Here is a 15,087-nt window from a genome sequence, read left to right on the forward strand (position 1 = left end):
TGACTCCTTATGATTGTTGCCAATGAGCATCACTGCCAGAACAGCCGCTCGGGATCCGTGTTCAATTCGTCGATCGCCGACGCAAGCCGGTGGAAAATGCTGTAGAATTTCCAGCTTCCTCGCGCATGATTCTTGAAGAACAGTTTCCAGATCCCGCTCACGGCATCGTAATGAAACAGCGCGACCTCCATCTGACCGCCATCGTTCTCAATATTGCGCGAGCAGCAGGGACTCTCAATGAGATAGCCAGCCTTTACCGGCGTCACACTCGGCGAGTGCTTGCGGGAGATCAAAGCACGTTCGATCCGCTTGCGATCTAGCTCGTTCGGATGCGGGATCAGCCCGACCGGTACCTCTCTCGACACTCTCATTGCGAGAACATCCCCTCAAAGGACTGTGATCTCTTCTTCAAGACAACCAACGACCAGCCGCTCACCAAAATCTACAAGATAAATCGGCACCCTTGCTTCGGTATGCATCGCGACCCGGACGATCTCGCCGATGGCACCGGCGCCGACCAGGATCCCATCAGGCGGCGCGGTGGCAACTGACTCGTCATTGATGAGATTGGCTGCCGTTTTCACGCGCTGGCCCGATCGATATTTTGGCATGCGCGGCTCTGTCATGACACAGCTTCCGGCAATGGCAGATCATCTACGCCCTCGTCGACCGGTCCGACCTCTTTGCGCCTCACGGCGACGCGGTAGCCACTTTCAAGAAGTTCGACACCGCAGATATAGACTTTCTGCAGGAACGTACCGATGGAAACGACGTAACCCAAGTCGCCTTTCTTGGCCAGAATGTCGCCGATCTCCTTGCCGCAAAGGGTGCCGTCATTGCGGATGGTACTCCTCACCTTTTCGCCAAAGCTGAACGCGGGCCGCCCGCTTAGCTGGACCACATCACGGTCGGAAACGATCATGTTCATGCACCGTCCCCTCGCGAACCTGCAGGGCGCACGGAGACGCGAGCAGAGGTGCTCTTCTGCAACATATTGTCCTTGTCTGCGATGAGACATGCCGACTCGTCATCCGCGATGCGACTCGCCACTTCGCAGCGGGCATGCCGTTCAGCTTCGCGGTTCAGAGCGGTTACCAAATGAGGTGAAGGTCGCTGCGCGTACTCGAGGTGCACGGAGGTATCCGGGTCGTTCACCGTCGCAAGCGGCCGCATACGTCGTGCCACCATGCGGCGAAACTCTATCGCTTCATCATTCATCACCCAGCCAAGCCGGCGCGGCGCGATGCGCTGCGTTCCGACCCGACAGACGCTATAAAATGCAGAGCTTTGCCACCCCCGACGTCTTAGCCCAGCGAGTCTGTAGAAGTGGAAGCGGTAGAGCTCGATCGGGGCAGAGGCCAACGCCTCTGCTTCGAGCAGATGTTTTCGGCCACTCCGTCCAGACGATAGAAGAGCCCGGTCTGCCGTTGCTGATCCTCGGCTTCGGGTAGCAGACTTTCGTCGAGCCGCGTGTGTGCGACCAATGCTCCCTTGCTGCCTGATAGTGGAATGACTGGGTCCAGGTTCATGGGCAGCTTTCCTCCTCTGACCGTTGGCCCCTTCGACATTGCAAGGCGATGCGGCTGGCTCGGCGAAGAACAGGCCCGTCAGCACAGAGGCGTGGGTCAAATCGGTGACAGCGCTGCTTAGCGGGTGCTCGGCATCGAGGCGGAACTTTGGACCGTTGCGCTCCGTGACTTTCTTAGGGGACCCGGGGCGCCGCCTACGCACCGATGTTGGCGATCGATCCTGAGTAATCCATGGCCATGACAGGAAATTGCAAGTCGACGCCTGCGGCGCCCTCACTGCACACGGCGATACTCGCGACTTTGGAGTGACGGAGCTCGGCATGAAGTTCACGAGCACCCCCCTTTGAGGCAGGCGCGTGGTAAACGCGACACTGATGTATCCATGACGTTGGTGTTTTCAACTGGACAGACAGCGACACACTGCGGCTCGTCAAAGTAGACGATGCATTCGGTGCACTTCTGGGATTCAATTACGAAGTTTCCAGCCTTCTCCGACGTTGCAACATTCGGGTATAAGGGTTCACAAGCCGAGGAACGCGTACATTGCGAGGCGACGATCTTGAATGGCATAGATACGACCTCTTACGCGACCGAGATCAGCGGTTCTTGCGGGATAGCGGCGTCGCCGCGCTTGGCCTTTGAGCCCGAATGCTGTGCCGTACTCGGGCACGGAGATCTGTGGCATGGTAAGTCATTTTCGGATTGGCCAAGGCATCGCCGGGGCCGACGATACCGAGCACAGTCAGCTGCGGAATTCTGGTGGCTACCGCGAGCAGCTTTCCCGCCGCCTGCTCAGGAGTGAGCTTGTCACGACCAACACCGGGATGCGATTCTTTAGCGCAGTCGTACTTACGATTGCAGTAGTTGCATTGAAAATTGCACGCCGGCGCGACCGCGACATGGATGCGAGCGTCATGATGATGAGCTTCTTCGCTATAGCAGGGATGCGTCCTAACTTTGTCCCAGATTTCGGCCGGCAGATCCCCTGGGACAGCCTGTGACCCATAGCTCCCTTTGCCATTCTTCGAAGAGCTCCGGGAACCCGTATAATCGGCGCATCCCGCCGCTATCCTCAGCATCTTTGACATGTTTTCCGCGTCCGGCAACAGCGTCCATATTCAATTCTCTACCAAGTGTGCCCATGGCGATCAGCCTGAGCGGCCACAGAACGAGAGTTAGCAACTCGCGTGCCATCTCGGATGGCGATGGCATTCCCGCCGTATGAACGAGTTAGCTAGACTTGGTCCGCACAGTTGTGCACGCGTCAGCGACAGTTCACACGTCGGAAATGCGACAGGCGTCGCAATTGTGACGGAGATGGCCGTTGGGTTCTCATTGAGCTCGCGTGAGATCTCCCAACACGCACCGGTCGCTTGCGATGCGACCTCTTCCTACTAGCGGACCGCGGCGAGAAGACCACTTTGCGCCGCTACTTGGCGCTCAACATCTCTATCGCGTGCGGGCCATATCGCGACCAGTGTCAGATGTTGCTCGACCAGAAAGCAGAGTTCGTTGCGTGAGAGTGCTTGCGGATCGACGATCGCGTGATGGACGTCAGCCGAGCGTTTGGTGATCTGCCGGGCATAAATAGCAAAAGCAGATCAGTGAAGAGACAGCCGAAGAAGAGGGAGGAACCTGCATCCGTTCCGCCTTTCCTTGATGAGGTCCGGAACTGGTGTCTGGATGCCGATTCCAGTCAGAACCTCAACATAATCCAGCGTCAGTAATTAGAAAGCTCTTGACCGGCAGCACGCTGCCGTGCGTGTTGCGCAGCACAGTAGGCCAATGGGGCCGCCGAGGCATGATCAACCTCTTGGCCTGCCGGATCGTAAATTGGATACCAGCAATCGACGTGGATGCCGGAGCGCGCGATACCTTCACCTCACGCCATCCGTCGCGTGTACCGGAGAGCCGTCCGCATCGCGCCGTCGTACCAAGAGTCGACTATCACAGGCCGTGGTAAGGATGCTAGATGATGATGCAGTGGTGTCGGCTCCGCCCGCGCACGAACGCCTGGACCGTCAATGCCGTCACGGTGGAGCGATGTGTGTCGCTCTCGACATCCGAGACGTTGCCTTTGGCCTCGCGCGATAGTGCAACTTTGCTGGAGAAGGCAGAAGGCCTCCTGTGTCATTGGCATATCTGGTCCGATCAACTCGGCGAGGTCAGGTCCGAGATACGGAACAATGCTGAGCTCTCATCCTCACCCCAAGATCAGTAGGAATCGCCTTCGCGTCGACTGCGTTGACAAATTTCAATTCGCGGGAGCGCGTTCATCGGTCCCCCTGTCTTCCCGCGCGTTTTGGCATTCATTGTGATCGGGAGCGGCGTGTCGCTCGCCATCTCAGGCAGATCGAGCATCCAGCTAATGGCCATTCTGATCCCAACCGCCCCGGAGCGTTTCATACTCGGATTCCGCGATCGGCTCTTCGAGATCTTTCTTGCGAAAGGCCCGCATCAAGAGAGCGGCGACTCAACTTCATGAGGCCAATTTTCTCGACCGCGATGCATACTTGTGTGGTTTAGCATGCTCCCGCGAGTTGGCGCGCAGGTGAGCCACAATGTTTGACAATACGGCGACGACCTGGTCGACCTCTGGAGGGTTGTCTCACGCGGTAGGGACAAGCGCAGCGCGCCGTGCAGGACATGCGATGGCGCGATTGAGCAGGATCCGCAGGCTGATCCGAGCGAAGCGGCAATGCCCGCACGATTTAGATGGTGGAGAATTGCGTTTCTTTCGCCAAGCGATCTCGGAAGATCTCGGCGTTAAACTGAAGAACGTCACGCTCAACATGCTCGGTCGCACCAAGAAGGGTGATGATCGGCAAGGAGAACACCACCATCGTCAATGGCGCCGGCAAGAAGGCTGACATTGGGGCGCGTGGCCCAGATCAAGGCTCAGACCGAGGAGACCACCTCGGACGAACAGCACGCAAAAGCGCAGTGGTCGTTGCGTCCAACACTTGGCGACTCCGCAAGGAGCAAAGAAGTAGCACGAGGAAGCACGCTGACACTTTAAAATGAACTACTAGCTGATTCCAAGACTATGAACTTCACCACAGTTGCCGTTGTTCTTTGATGCCCGAGACGTCGCGGCCGTGTCCTCCTCACAACGATAGTTGTGATGCTCTCGCTCCGCCACGCTGGTGCCGAGGAACCACCTCCGTGATGGAATCCAGCCCCGGAGGCGCTCTTTTTACGATTTTCATCGCGATGGGTTTGTCCTCGCCGCGCAACATCAATTCATGGTCGTGGCAACGCATCTTCAGCATCAATATCGGGCGCTGAGGCTGATTGAGCTCGCTCACCCGATGCTCAACTGCGCGGACGGCTATTCGTAACTTGCCTTGAACTCCTCAATCTCGCTGAAGCCAAGGCTTCGTCGGGCCGAGACCACGTTCTGGAAGCCCGCTGCGTAGAGATTGATGACAGACCGCAGGGAGGGTTGCAATTTGCCCAGATTCCAAGAAGGTCTGTGACAACGGTATAACATGATCTTTGAATTCGTTGCTGGCATTCGACTCACGTTGCGCCACGCTCCCGTAGAGCATGGCGACAGCGCAGATTGCGCCTGTGACAATGGCGCTTGAAATCCCCAGCGGTGCCAGCTGTTCGCGTAGCCCAACGCGCAATCCGCGACGCGGTGATGATCTCCACGAAATCCGATCGCAACTTTGCGCATTTTGCCCCTCAAATGACTTGTCCGGAGGCGCCCGATGCTGGTTCGCACTGTCGCGACGCGCAGCTATCCTGCTGGATCGCCGCGCTCAACATTTCTCTGCCGCTCGTCACGAGCGCTGACTAATTTAGATTGATTTCCGTAAATCCTGAAACCATCAACGGGACGGACGCGTACACGAGCGAATGTTCGATGCTCTCAATGAACAGTACGCAAGTTCGAATGTTCTCGCGAGAAGCGCTTGCAGATAGCAAGTGCTGCGAAGTTGGCGAAATCTGCGCACAAAAACTGCAAGATATCGCTACGAACGCCTCCAATCCTCTCAGGTAAATGAGTATCCGATATCCGCTTGCACGATCTAACGACCTTTCGTGCAAGATTGGAGTTCGCGGTGAGTTCATTTACTTGCCGAGCTCCTATTCAGTGCCCTTCGGGGCGTTTCCTCCCTGACTCGGCCGCGCGGTATCTCGCGCGGCCTTTTTTCGCGGTCGACGAAGACCTGATTGCTCGAATTTGAAGACCTCCAGGAGCAAGGCGACGACCCCGACCACCGGCGCACAACCCACGCAAGGCTTGTCCTCCTTCGCTAGCGTCTGAAGGACCTGTCACTTCGGCGGGAGACCTGCTACATTGATGGCGCCTGAGTTGGCTCACCTCGCCTTGCGGTAAAAACAATCTGGCGATCAGCATTTGGCTCGCCAAACTGCCGCAGCTCTCAGCCGACGGCTGCACGAGAGCCGTGGAGGCTGCTGAAAGAGCGCTCCCTGCATGGGCTAAACTCACAGCCGAGCAACGTTCCAACACCCTGCGCAAATGGTACGAATTGATCGTCGCAAATCGCGAGAATCTCGCGCTAATCCTGACCTCCAAGCAGAGCAAACCGCTCTCTGAGGCGCTAGGCGAACTCGATATCGGGGCGCCTATGTCGAGTTGTACGCCGAAGAGGCGCGCCGCGTCTATGGCGAAACGATTCTCTCGCCGCGCCCGGATGCAAGGCTGCTTGCGATCACGCCACCGATTGGCGTCTGCGGCTCCACACGCCGTGGAACTTCCCCAACTCGATGATCACCCGCAAGGTCGGGCCGGGGCTCGCCGCAGGTGCACCGTGGTGCTGAAGCCAGGCAATCAGACGCCGCTCTCGGCGGTTGCGCTCGCAGCCCTCGCTGAGAAGGTAGGCGTGCCCAAGAGTGTCTTCAACGTCATCGCCGGAGATTCGGGAGGATCGGCGAGGTTTTGTGCGAGCACGCGGCCGTGCGCTTTGTCGGCCTCACCGGCTCGACGGAGGTCGGCAAGATCCTCTACGGTCGGGCCTGCATCGGCCTGAAGAAGCTCGGCCTCGAGCTGGCGCCTTTCGTGGAGTTCGACGATCCCATATCCGCCATCGAGGGCGCCATCGTCTCCAAATACCGCAACATGGACCAGACCTGCGTCTGCGCCAATCACCTCTACGCACAGGCAAGCATCTATGAGGAATTCGTGCAGAAGCTCTCGACCAAGGTCGCGGCATAGAGATCGGCGAAGATGCGGTTCGTGCCTCCACACTGTCCATGAGCGGCGCGATCGCGGCGATGGTGCTCAGTCATAATTCGGCCTTGACAGCCGCAGCTCTGTTTTTGCGGGCGCCGTATGGACGTGATGCCGTTCAACATTGACGTGCAGCTTTCGGCCCCACGCTGGGTTGCGGGCCGATCCGTTGCAGCTTGGCAGGCTGCGTTCTCTGGAGGCCTCGCTCTTGGCAGTTGGGGCTGGGGTCGCCTCACCGATGCCGTCGGTGTGGACATCACGCTGCTCGCCTCTGCCGGATTGATGCTGCTCTTGCCGCTGCTAGGGCGCTGGCTGCGCATGCCGGCCATCACCGATCGCGGGGAGGACGCCGAAATGCTTGCGATCCTAAGGAGCGGCTTCTGCTGACACCGGAGCGGCCCGCTGGTGGTTGAGCTCGAATATCTTGTGGCTTCGGAAAATGCGCGAGCCTTCCACAACGTTATGCAGAATGTGCAGCGCTATGGGCAACGCAACGGCGCCTATGGCTGGTCGATTGTGCGTGATATCGCCGACCCGAGCTGTGGACCGAGCGCTATCACTGCCCGACATGGCTCGATTATTTGCGCCAACGCAACCGCTGGACGCGCTCGGAGCGCGCATTAGATGCAAGGCCACGGATTTCCATGTCGGGCCTGAGCCCGTGCGTCTCCGTCGTATGCTGGAGCGCCCGTTTGGATCGGTACGCTGGAAGGATGATGTGGCCGACCGCGCCCCGAGTGAGCTCTAGCTGCGGGTTGGACGTGCGCAAAGGCACTAGCAGTCGTCCCTTCCGTGCCCCGCATTGAAAAAGCCCCGGGCGTGTTGACGCGCTTGCGCTTCGCGAGCCCCTCGCCGTCGCCTTGCCTAGAGGACTTCCACTCCAAGCTATGGCTGATACTCGGCACAAAAAAAGGGCCACTCTGATGAGTGGCCCAAGTCTGCGAGAGAATGTCCGCAGCAGAGCCTCTGGGATCAGGCCGCAGCCTGTTCGATCGGCGAGAAGGGAAGCCCAAGACTCTCGGCGACAGCCTTATACGTTAGCCGGCCCCGATAGACATTTAGGCCGGCGCGCAGATGCGGATCTTCGAGCACAGCTGCAAATCCTTTACTTGCGAGAGCCAAACCAAAAGGTAGCGTAGCGTTGTTGAGTGCCTGGCTTGAGGTGAGCGGCACAGCTCCGGGCATGTTTGCGACGCAATAATGGATCACGCCATCCACCTCATAGGTTGGATCGGCATGTGTCGTCGCCCGCGATGTCTCGAAACATCCGCCCTGATCGATCGCCACGTCCACGATCACGGAGCCTTTGCGCATAGAGCTCAACATACCTCGGCTGACCAGTTTCGGCGCGCTCGCGCCAGGAACGAGAACGGCGCCAATGACAACATCTGCCGCAAATACCTCTTCTTCAACGGCCTCGATCGTCGAGAATCTGGTCCGTACTCGCCCTTCGAACTGCTCATCCAGTTCGCGAAGCCTGGGAATCGAACGGTCGAGGATTGTGACCTCAGCGCCTAAGCCTGCCGCCATCCTTGCAGCGTGAGTGCCGACAACGCCCCCGCCGATCACCACGATGCGAGCGGGTGGCACGCCCGGTACCCCGCCAATCAGCAGTCCCCGTCCGCCGGCGTAACTCTTCAGCGCGGCACCCGCGGCCTCGATCGCAAGTCGTCCCGCAACCTCGCTCATAGGGGCAAGCAGTGGAAGGCCGCCGTTCGCGTCAGTCACAGTTTCATAGGCAATTGCGGTGCAGCCAGACTTGATAAGGCCCTTCGCCTGCTCCGGATCCGGAGCCAAATGCAGATAAGTGAAGAGGATCTGGTTTTCTCGCAGCTGCGTCCATTCGGAGGGCTGCGGCTCCTTGACTTTCACGATCATTTCGCTTGACGCGAACACCTCGCGAGCAGAGGCCGCAATCGTTGCTCCAGCCTTTTGGTAAATCTCGTCTGTTGCGCCAATCCCGGCGCCGGCGTTCGTCTCGAGCAATACGCTGTGGCCAGCGGCCACGTATTCGCGGACGGCCCCAGGCGTCAGGCCGACGCGGTACTCGTGCGTCTTGATTTCCTTGGGAACACCGACCTTCATTTGCAATCTCCATGGTGAGCAGCTCGTTGTAATCGGAAGAGCGTTACAAACCTGCGGGGCGAGAGGTCAAATAGCGCAGTAATCCGGCGATCTTCCATGCCCGCTTGCAGGATTTCAAACAGGCGACCGAAGACCGCCCAGTTGGCAGGGATGCTACCACAGGGTGGCGAGACCTGATGCGGCCCCGGCAGCCAAACCAAACAGCCGTGATCAGGATTGATCTACGCCGGATTGGATCGCCTTCTTCGTTGTTTTGCCTCATTCGCAACGATGCTCGATTTGCTAAAATGAGAGCGCTTGAGATGGAGGCCCGTTGGTTCATCAAAGGATGGATCGGGTTTTTCAAGGTCTGCTGAACGATTGATCGAAGGTACGCATCCAGACGCAGCTCAGCAGAGCATGGCTTGGGTCGCCGCTGCGCTCAAACTATCGTGCTTCGCATATCTCGCTCGTCCCGCGAGCCAGGCAGTGCTTGCAACCTGATCTCGACATATCGCCCTCCTGGACCGTCATCCATCTGCAGCGCGGCTACGACTCCGTCGATCCGGTGGTACGTCGGGCAATGCGCCAGCCTAAGCCCTTCCGATCGGGGCCCGGATTGGAAGTGCGAAATCGGCCGAAGCCTGAACGCGCTCTGTTCGAAGAAGCCGACAAAATTGGAATCCGCTGCGGGTTTACGCTATCCTCGATGACAGGTGCGTAACCGCCGCGCTGAGCTTTGCAACTGACGAGCGTCGAGCTGGTTTCGCGCGCGCGCTTCTCGAGCACGCCCAGAGCCTGCGGTTAGTCGCAACCGTTTTCCATGAACATGCAAAACGGTTCTGGACGATTGATCGCATGGTCGGCGGCTTGGTTCTGTCTTCTCGCGAGTACCAGTGTCTCGAATGGTCCGCGCGCGGTAAATCGGCCGGGGAGATCGGGATCATTTCGGTATCGCAGAGCGAACCGCGGGTTTTCACCTGGACAGCGCCCGTGCGAAGCTCCGTGTCAGCTCCCTGCGTCAAGCGATCGTGCTGTTGACCGATCAAAATCTCGAAAATGGATCGCCAGCCCTCCATAAACGCCTCTGGAACTGCACAAGATGCGCTCGCCTAGGCCTCTCTGCTTAGTTGCCGAAATCAAGCAGGGAGGCGAGAATGATGCAGCTCATCATGCCGGAGTACTACGGGGAATTCGTCAACGATCGCGCCGAGATGCACCGGCTGCGCTACGGCGCTTTCAAGCAGCGTCTGGATTGGACCGTCGAAGTCAGCGGCGACATGGAAGTGGACGAATTTGACGTCCTTCGGCCGGTGCATCTACTGAACCGCTCGGGAGCCGGACAAATTCAAAGTTGCGTGCGGCTTTTGCCTTCCACCGGGGCAACCATGCTGAGGGACGCTTTTCCGATCCTGCTGGACGGGCAGCCGGCACCACGAAGCGACTGGATCTGGAGAGCAGCCGATTCGCGCTCGATGTTCCCGCGGATGCGCCGGCGAGCGGTGGAGTTGCTGCTGCCACTTACGTGCTGTTTGCGGGCATTTGGCCTTTCCATCGAATTGATCGAAATCGTCACTGTGACCGACGCCCGCATGGGGCGGATTCTTCGCCGGGCCGGATGGCCCCTTCGCAGAGTGGGAAAAGCGCGCCCCCTTGGAAACACCACGGCTGTCGCCGGCTACCTGGAGGTGCCGTCCGATGCGTTGGACCGCATCCGCAAGGCGCAAATCTCGGGACCGGTGCTCTGGGCTCCGGTCATTCAAGTCGCTGCCTAGCTTCTGGGAAGCAAACGTAACGGCTGCAGATCGGTGCGCAGAGCCACTCTGCGCTCTCAAGACTTACCATGCACAAGCCAGGTCCCACACTTCCGTCACTCCAAGCCACCAGAGCGATCGAACTGAAACACCTGAGATCGGCGGTCGCTGCCGCCGATTGCGGTAGCTTTCGTGAGCCGCCGAGTTGCTCGGATCGCAACAATCGAGCCTTAGCCGCAGAATCAGCGAGTTTGAGCACGACTTGGGCGTTCCATTTTTCGAGCGCTTCAGCGGAGGTGTGCGCCCAACGCGGCCCGGCCGCGACGTTCTTCGGTCCCAGAACCATCCTGGGCGGCGCGCTTATTGCAACGGCCCGATCCGTTCACAACAGCGAAACCGGCCGTCTGAGCGTCGGTTTCTGCACATCACTTTCGGACGGCAATCTGCAAGCCTCCCTACTTGAGTTCAAGCAGCGCTTCCCGCAGAGCACGATCACGGACACGTTTAGCAGCGGCACTTCGTAACGGAGCGCTCGATCTCCTGATCGTCACCGGGCGCTTGCCGTTGTTGGACAATAAAGCCATGGCTCTGTGGAGCGAGGGTGTTCTCGTGGCCTTCTCATGACCATCCCCTCAGTTCGCGCGAAACTGTCTACTGGAACGACCTGCGCGGCGAGACGGTGCTGCCCAGCCACTACGACCCCGGAAAAGAGCTCGAAGATCTTCTGGTTTCCAAGCTCGTCCGACCTGAGGTCCGCCCAAAAATCTGGCGCCACGACGTCAGTCGCGGCATCATCAAAAGCCTGATCAGCATGAACACAGGAATAAGCCTCGTGTTCGAGGCCGACATAGGCGCAAATTCTGCGGGCCTTGTTTACCGGGAGCTGCGCGATGGCGCGGGTGCGAGCCGATTCGAGCTTTCTGCCTATTGGCGCGCCGACAATGAAACCCGGCGCTGCACGAATTCCTCAAGTTGGTCTCTGAGCGCTACCCATCGCCTTCGAGTGGTCGCTGACGCGCGTGGCGCGCTTTCCGGAAGCTCCTGTCGGCTGCCATGAACCGGGCCAGCATGGGCGCGATAAGCTTAGCTGGATCGCCGATCGGCTGAGCGGTCTCCTGCGCAAGGATCTCGGCATATGCCACGAGATCCCTGTGCACGCTCGCGGGCAGTTCATGCGTAATCTTGATCGGCTTGTCGTCGTGGATTGCGCCGAGCTTTAACTTGGGCATCGTTCTCACCCCCTATACGGTTCGAGCACCAGGTCACGGTTGACGATCACCCGCACCGGAAATCCCGGACGGATCGTCAAAGTTGGCTGAATGTTGAGATTGCGGCGGACTATCTGCTGGCCCGCTTGATTGATCGATTCCCCAGCTCCACGGCGGAGCGCGGCAATGAGATCGCTGTTGGTATTGCCGCTATCCGCCCCGGAATTCACCTCCGTGCCGACGGAAAGCAGCGTCGAAAGAGCGGCGGCCCCCAACAATTCCTTCCAATGATTGTCGACTTCGTCCTCAAGACCAGAGTAACCTGCCGCATCTGCGCCGGGCTGCCGTTCCAAAACAATCGACCTCCCATTCGGCATGATAAGGCGCGTCCACACCAGGAGCACGCGCGACTGTCCAAATGCGACCTGGCTATCGTAGCTCCCGATCAGCCTTGCTCCCTGGGGGATAAGGCGAGCTCGCCCGGTAGGAGAATCGTACACCGCTTCTGTGACTTGGGCTGTGATCTGGCCAGGCAGGTCGGAGCGGATTCCTGTGATCAGCGCGGCCGGAATGACCGTTCCGGCCTGAACGACAAAAGGCGAAGCGGGCCTCACAAGGCGATCGGAGCTTGTCGTCCGACGATCGACCGTTGCACTGACGAACGCAAGCTTTCGGTCTTGGCCATTTTGAGCAAATGCTTCGTCGGATGATGGCGCGGCGGATGAACGAGCTTCGCTCGATGAGGTGGCAGGGACCTGTGGCCGGACATTGGTGCTGGCAAATACCTTGCTGATCCGTGCCGCCTCGCTCTCCTGGCTGAGACGCTGCTGTTCGGCATCGATGCCGAGGGAGCTGGATGTCGAAGACCCCTGTGCTGCGACGATCGGCCGGCCGAGATCGCCCGGCAAGGGCGGCCCTAGACGCGGCACGTCCTTCGGGATAACGGTGTAATCCTTTGGTAAGGTCGCGAGCTGATCGGCGATATTGTGGTGGTCGGTGGCGTAAAGCTCCTCAGGCGCTGAAGTATGAGACCGTTTCTCCTGCAGCGCCCAGAGCACCGCGCCGGTGACCAGCACGAGCACAGAAGCGCTGACGCCTATCAGGACCTTTCGCGAGAGGCGCGCAACTTGCGGAGGATCCGGCCGAAGCCGCAGCGCTTCGCCGATCTCTTCCGGTGGCCTGGCCCGAGGTGGTTCGTTTGGTTCATCGATCGCCTGGTCACTATCGTTCAAAGCGACCTCCCGTCGGTTCGCACGATCCTGACCTTCTGCTGGTGCTCCTCGCCGAGCCTCAGCTCGGCGGCCGCGAACAGCCGGTCAACAATCAGCACATTTCCGTAAGCGCGGTAGTTGACGATCTCGGTTTTGCCGTCGGGCCCGATCACGAAGAGCGGCGGCATCTCGCCCTGACTGACGCCGGAGGAGAATTCGACATAGGTTTTGCGGCCGTCATCATAAGCGTTGACGGGACGCCATGGCGGGCTGTCGCCCTCGATCGCGTAACGATACCGGCGCGCCGGCAGGTCCGGAATAAAGGGTGCCGGCGGTAGAGCTCGCGTTCGCCCGCCGCGCGCAGACCCAATGCGATCATCCCAGACCTGGGCGGCGCGTTGATACGGAGTGACAGGCTCCGGCATGCGGCCATAGTGAACGGCCGATCGTTTGAACATTGTTTGACCTCAAGATGCTCAGGAATGGAAATGGTCGATGTGAAGCGTCAGCGGTCTTGTTGCGAGAGGTCGACAGATCCGCCGCCCACGCCGTGATCGCCGGAACGGATCGCCTGGGTAGCCGCTGATGCGCCATGGCTGATCGTCTGCGCTCGCTTCATCCGACGAACCCAAGGGGGCGCGTCGGACCCAGCGGCGGAAGAGTCCCCCTCTTCACGACCGGCATGGTTCGGCGCTCCGCCAAGACCAGTGGCGACCGAACGTAAAGGACTAGCCGCACCTGACGCACTTGCCTCTGCGCCGGACATGCTCCCCGCCCGCGACACGCTCATCGTACCATTTGCAATCGCGCTGCCTCCACGTGCCGCGCCAGCAATCGCGCCGCCGGCGAGACCGGCCGCGCCGGCGGCGAGACCTGCGCCAGCCGCAACAACGCCACCGGCGGCGAGGCCTGTCCCGACAGCGCTTCCGGCGCCAAGCTGCGGACCTCCGGAGACGATGCCGTTGGCAATACCGGGCCCGAAGATCCCGAGCCCCAGAAGTGTGAGCGCACCGAGCACCAGCGCCATCGCATTCTCGATGGTCGGCTGGTTGCCGCCGAAGCCTGCCGTGAACTGGGAGAACAAGGTCGATCCGATGCCGACAATGACGGCCAGGACCAGGACCTTGACGCCGGAAGAGATTACGTTGCCCAGCACTCGCTCGGCCGCAAAGGCCGTCTTGCCGAAGAGGCCAAAGGGGATCAGCACGAACCCGGCAAGTGTCGTCAGTTTGAACTCGACAAGCGTGACGAAAAGCTGGATCGCGAGAATAAAGAAGGCCAACAGCACCACGATCCAGGCGAACAGCAGGACCACGATCTGCACGAAATTCTCGAAGAAGCTGACGTAACCCATGAGCCCCGAGATCGAGTCGAGGATGGGTCGGCCGGCATCAAGGCCAACTTGGGCGATCCGGCCCGGCCGCAGAAAATCTGTCGACGACAGGCTTGTGCCTGAGGCTTTTAGCCCAAGGCCTGCAAAGCTCTCGAAGACGATGCGCGCAAGGCTGTTCCAATTGCTGATCAGATAGGCAAAGACGCCGGCAAACAATGTCTTCTTGACCAGCCGGGCAAAAATCTCCTCATCAGTGCCAAAGGACCAGAACAGGCCCGCGAGCGTGAGGTCGATCGCCGCCAGCGTCGTGGCGAGATACCCCACTTCGCCTCCGACGAGGCCAAACCCGGAATCGATGTAGCGGGTGAAGGTTTCCAGGAATTGATCGATGACGGAGGTACCACCCATGGGTCACTCGCTTTGGCTTGGAATGGAGGGAAAACCGGACGGGAGGCGACTTTCGTCCTTGCGCGGGACAGGAGAGAGGAATGGCGCGGCGCCTGTCCGGCTGTCCGGATCACCTGTCGATCTACTTCCTGCCAAGAACTGCCTGCGCTGCTCGGCCCAGATCTTCTGGCATTCGAGAAGAGCCTCTTTCTGCTCGTAGGTGACGGTGCGGCATTGCTCGAGCTTTGCTGCGGTCGCATCGGATTTTGAGGCGAGATAGACGGAAGATTGGGTCGCGCTCCTGTCCTCAGGCAACCGAATGGCGCAGACGCCAACCACCAGGACAGCAAGACCAAGGGCTGCCGCGGCGGGCAGTCGTTCAAGTCGTTTCTTCATGA

Annotated in this window: 15 protein-coding genes and 4 pseudogenes; 9 read left to right on the forward strand and 10 right to left on the reverse strand. The window is 59.5% G+C overall.

The window, feature by feature from the left end:
- Window positions 1-29: 29 nt before the first annotated feature.
- From IVA93_RS31415 to IVA93_RS31430, 4 genes are all read right to left on the reverse strand, one after another.
- Window positions 30-371 carry a DUF3024 domain-containing protein gene (locus IVA93_RS31415; protein WP_247338329.1) on the reverse strand — a complete coding sequence of 114 codons (342 nt, stop codon included), beginning with the start codon at window positions 369-371 and terminating at the stop codon, window positions 30-32.
- 15 nt (window positions 372-386) lie between these two features.
- Window positions 387-626 carry a nitrogen fixation protein NifZ gene (locus IVA93_RS31420; RefSeq protein ID WP_247789363.1) on the reverse strand — a complete coding sequence of 80 codons (240 nt, stop codon included), beginning with the start codon at window positions 624-626 and terminating at the stop codon, window positions 387-389.
- Window positions 623-928: a nitrogen fixation protein NifZ gene (locus IVA93_RS31425; protein ID WP_247789365.1), complete on the reverse strand. Its 306-nt coding sequence runs from the start codon at window positions 926-928 to the stop codon at window positions 623-625. Before IVA93_RS31425 ends, IVA93_RS31420 begins: the two co-directional genes overlap by 4 nt.
- A 928-nt stretch (window positions 929-1,856) precedes the next feature.
- Window positions 1,857-2,099, reverse strand: a complete 243-nt coding sequence (locus IVA93_RS31430; protein WP_247440340.1) for a 4Fe-4S dicluster domain-containing protein — start codon at window positions 2,097-2,099, stop codon at window positions 1,857-1,859.
- A gap of 113 nt (window positions 2,100-2,212) precedes the next feature.
- Here IVA93_RS31430 and IVA93_RS41330 point away from each other — a divergent pair, with 113 nt between their 5' ends.
- From IVA93_RS41330 to IVA93_RS41340, 5 genes and pseudogenes are all read left to right on the forward strand, one after another.
- Window positions 2,213-2,530 carry a hypothetical protein gene (locus IVA93_RS41330; protein WP_524536846.1) on the forward strand — a complete coding sequence of 106 codons (318 nt, stop codon included), beginning with the start codon at window positions 2,213-2,215 and terminating at the stop codon, window positions 2,528-2,530.
- Between the two features lie 1,740 nt (window positions 2,531-4,270).
- Window positions 4,271-4,506: pseudogene (gene groEL, locus IVA93_RS31450) on the forward strand (chaperonin GroEL); the annotation flags it as partial.
- A gap of 188 nt (window positions 4,507-4,694) precedes the next feature.
- Complete coding sequence (locus IVA93_RS40825; protein ID WP_256464718.1) at window positions 4,695-4,817, forward strand: hypothetical protein; 123 nt, start codon at window positions 4,695-4,697, stop codon at window positions 4,815-4,817.
- Between the two features lie 984 nt (window positions 4,818-5,801).
- A pseudogene (locus IVA93_RS41335) lies at window positions 5,802-6,714 on the forward strand (aldehyde dehydrogenase family protein); the annotation flags it as partial.
- Between the two features lie 129 nt (window positions 6,715-6,843).
- Window positions 6,844-7,356: pseudogene (locus IVA93_RS41340) on the forward strand (MFS transporter).
- Between the two features lie 348 nt (window positions 7,357-7,704).
- On the opposite strand, the gene ald reads toward IVA93_RS41340, so the two are convergent.
- Window positions 7,705-8,817 (reverse strand): alanine dehydrogenase, encoded by a 1,113-nt coding sequence (ald, locus tag IVA93_RS31465; protein WP_247367627.1) that lies wholly within the window; start codon window positions 8,815-8,817, stop codon window positions 7,705-7,707.
- A 547-nt stretch (window positions 8,818-9,364) separates the two neighbouring features.
- Here ald and IVA93_RS31470 point away from each other — a divergent pair.
- From IVA93_RS31470 to IVA93_RS41040, 4 genes are all read left to right on the forward strand, one after another.
- Window positions 9,365-9,520, forward strand: a complete 156-nt coding sequence (locus tag IVA93_RS31470) for an autoinducer binding domain-containing protein (protein ID WP_247367688.1) — start codon at window positions 9,365-9,367, stop codon at window positions 9,518-9,520.
- Window positions 9,521-9,953: 433 nt separating this feature from the next.
- Window positions 9,954-10,571 (forward strand): acyl-homoserine-lactone synthase, encoded by a 618-nt coding sequence (locus IVA93_RS31475; RefSeq protein ID WP_247789366.1) that lies wholly within the window; start codon window positions 9,954-9,956, stop codon window positions 10,569-10,571.
- Window positions 10,572-10,755: 184 nt separating this feature from the next.
- Window positions 10,756-11,013 carry a helix-turn-helix domain-containing protein gene (locus IVA93_RS41035; RefSeq protein WP_345956793.1) on the forward strand — a complete coding sequence of 86 codons (258 nt, stop codon included), beginning with the start codon at window positions 10,756-10,758 and terminating at the stop codon, window positions 11,011-11,013.
- 138 nt (window positions 11,014-11,151) lie between these two features.
- Window positions 11,152-11,607: a type 2 periplasmic-binding domain-containing protein gene (locus tag IVA93_RS41040; RefSeq protein ID WP_346658648.1), complete on the forward strand. Its 456-nt coding sequence runs from the start codon at window positions 11,152-11,154 to the stop codon at window positions 11,605-11,607.
- Here the strand turns inward: IVA93_RS41040 and IVA93_RS31485 are convergent.
- The 5 genes and pseudogenes from IVA93_RS31485 to trbK-alt all read right to left on the reverse strand — a co-directional run bounded on the left by IVA93_RS31485 (window position 11,537) and on the right by trbK-alt (window position 15,085).
- On the reverse strand, window positions 11,537-11,779 hold the full coding sequence (locus tag IVA93_RS31485; protein ID WP_247289307.1) for a DUF2274 domain-containing protein: 243 nt from the start codon (window positions 11,777-11,779) through the stop codon (window positions 11,537-11,539). The genes IVA93_RS41040 and IVA93_RS31485 overlap by 71 nt on opposite strands.
- A gap of 5 nt (window positions 11,780-11,784) precedes the next feature.
- Complete coding sequence (locus IVA93_RS31490; RefSeq protein ID WP_524536847.1) at window positions 11,785-12,990, reverse strand: TraB/TrbI/VirB10 family type IV secretion system protein; 1,206 nt, start codon at window positions 12,988-12,990, stop codon at window positions 11,785-11,787.
- A pseudogene (locus IVA93_RS31495) lies at window positions 12,987-13,271 on the reverse strand (TrbG/VirB9 family P-type conjugative transfer protein); the annotation flags it as partial. The gene IVA93_RS31490 and the pseudogene IVA93_RS31495, both read right to left, overlap by 4 nt.
- A gap of 203 nt (window positions 13,272-13,474) precedes the next feature.
- On the reverse strand, window positions 13,475-14,710 hold the full coding sequence (gene trbL / locus IVA93_RS31500; RefSeq protein ID WP_247789368.1) for a P-type conjugative transfer protein TrbL: 1,236 nt from the start codon (window positions 14,708-14,710) through the stop codon (window positions 13,475-13,477).
- Between the two features lie 3 nt (window positions 14,711-14,713).
- Window positions 14,714-15,085: a putative entry exclusion protein TrbK-alt gene (trbK-alt, locus tag IVA93_RS31505; RefSeq protein ID WP_247296878.1), complete on the reverse strand. Its 372-nt coding sequence runs from the start codon at window positions 15,083-15,085 to the stop codon at window positions 14,714-14,716.
- Between the last annotated feature and the right edge of the window lie 2 nt (window positions 15,086-15,087).

Origin of the sequence: Bradyrhizobium sp. 155, assembly GCF_023101105.1 — a bacterium.
Taxonomy (GTDB): domain Bacteria; phylum Pseudomonadota; class Alphaproteobacteria; order Rhizobiales; family Xanthobacteraceae; genus Bradyrhizobium; species Bradyrhizobium canariense_D.

What these genes read in the sequence shown, in the direction of transcription:
- IVA93_RS31415 (WP_247338329.1), bottom strand. Translation starts at nt 371, where the DNA reads ATGAGAGTGTCGAGAGAGGTACCGGTCGGGCTGATCCCGCATCCGAAC.
- IVA93_RS31420 (WP_247789363.1), bottom strand. Translation starts at nt 626, where the DNA reads ATGACAGAGCCGCGCATGCCAAAATATCGATCGGGCCAGCGCGTGAAA.
- IVA93_RS31425 (WP_247789365.1), bottom strand. Translation starts at nt 928, where the DNA reads ATGAACATGATCGTTTCCGACCGTGATGTGGTCCAGCTAAGCGGGCGG.
- IVA93_RS31430 (WP_247440340.1), bottom strand. Translation starts at nt 2,099, where the DNA reads ATGCCATTCAAGATCGTCGCCTCGCAATGTACGCGTTCCTCGGCTTGT.
- IVA93_RS41330 (WP_524536846.1), top strand. Translation starts at nt 2,213, where the DNA reads ATGGTAAGTCATTTTCGGATTGGCCAAGGCATCGCCGGGGCCGACGAT.
- ald (WP_247367627.1), bottom strand. Translation starts at nt 8,817, where the DNA reads ATGAAGGTCGGTGTTCCCAAGGAAATCAAGACGCACGAGTACCGCGTC.
- IVA93_RS31475 (WP_247789366.1), top strand. Translation starts at nt 9,954, where the DNA reads ATGATGCAGCTCATCATGCCGGAGTACTACGGGGAATTCGTCAACGAT.
- IVA93_RS31485 (WP_247289307.1), bottom strand. Translation starts at nt 11,779, where the DNA reads ATGCCCAAGTTAAAGCTCGGCGCAATCCACGACGACAAGCCGATCAAG.
- trbL (WP_247789368.1), bottom strand. Translation starts at nt 14,710, where the DNA reads ATGGGTGGTACCTCCGTCATCGATCAATTCCTGGAAACCTTCACCCGC.
- trbK-alt (WP_247296878.1), bottom strand. Translation starts at nt 15,085, where the DNA reads ATGAAGAAACGACTTGAACGACTGCCCGCCGCGGCAGCCCTTGGTCTT.